Origin of the sequence: Bradyrhizobium genomosp. III (genome assembly GCF_000261705.1) — a bacterium.
Taxonomy (GTDB): Bacteria; Pseudomonadota; Alphaproteobacteria; order Rhizobiales; family Xanthobacteraceae; genus Bradyrhizobium; species Bradyrhizobium ottawaense.
The window spans coordinates 1-932 of sequence record NZ_AJQF01000601.1 but is presented as its reverse complement, the minus strand read 5'-3'; the positions used below and the strand labels follow the sequence as shown (position 1 = coordinate 932).

1 protein-coding gene and 1 pseudogene are annotated in these 932 nt (G+C 57.6%); both read left to right on the top strand.

Translation table 11 applies throughout. From position 1 onward, the window contains the following. Window positions 1–90 precede the first annotated feature (90 nt). Window positions 91–681, top strand: coding sequence for a helix-turn-helix domain-containing protein (locus IC66_RS47475; protein WP_390887135.1), 591 nt, complete (start codon window positions 91–93; stop codon window positions 679–681). After that, window positions 636–926: pseudogene (locus IC66_RS47470) on the top strand (IS701 family transposase); the annotation flags it as partial. The gene IC66_RS47475 and the pseudogene IC66_RS47470, both read left to right, overlap by 46 nt. Window positions 927–932 lie beyond the last annotated feature (6 nt).

Here is a 932-nt window from a genome sequence, read left to right as displayed (position 1 = left end):
AATCACGTGGCGCTATTTAGGTACAGACCCTAGTCCTCTGGAACGCAAGTTCGTCACATTAGTTGATAGCTCGAATCTCTACAGAGGAGAGTGCTCGTGGCGAATGCGGGTGTGCAAGGCCGGCCGATCGCGCCGCTGGTGCTTAGTCCGCAGGAGCGGGCGTACTTGGAGAGGCAAGTTCGTCGTCATCGCGTTGCCCGATCGCTATCTGAGCGCTGCCGCGCGATCCTGCGGTGTGCAGATAGTCTGCCAAGCAAGTCGGTGGCTGCCAAACTTGGCATCCATGAACACACCGTTGGCAAGTGGCGCCGCCGATTCTTGAAGGATTGCTGTGATGGCCTGCTTGACGAAGCCCGCCCTGGGCGCCCTCGAACCATCGACGACGATCAGGTTGCTGTGGTAATCGAGCGGACATTGCGTACGACGCCGCGCGACGGACGCACTGGTCGATCCGCTCGATGGCTCCGGAAACTGGCTTTTCTCACACCACGATCGGCCGAAAGTGGACGGCGTTCGGCCTGCAGCCGCACCGCAGCCAGACATTTAAACTGTCGAGCGATCCGCTATTCGTCGATAAGGTGCGCGATATTGTCTGGCTTTACCCGAACCGAGCCATTGTCCTCAGCGTCGATGAGACCATTAAGGCACGGTGGATTTGTGAGCAGGCGCATCAGCAGTTGAAGGAGGAGCTTGGACTTGATCACTTCGAAGGGCGATCATGGCAAGGTCTTCATCGCCACGCCCTGATGACAATGATTGCCTACGCCTTCCTGCAACATCATCGCCTCGCATACGCGGGGCAAAAAAAAGAGAATCAACGGGCCTCCGCCTCAACCAACCATGCCCGCCGTACGTTTCGCCATCGTCGATCTCATCCTTCGGCCGCCGTCTCAGCAGTGCCCATATTGCCGAAAGCAAATCCTTGAAAAACA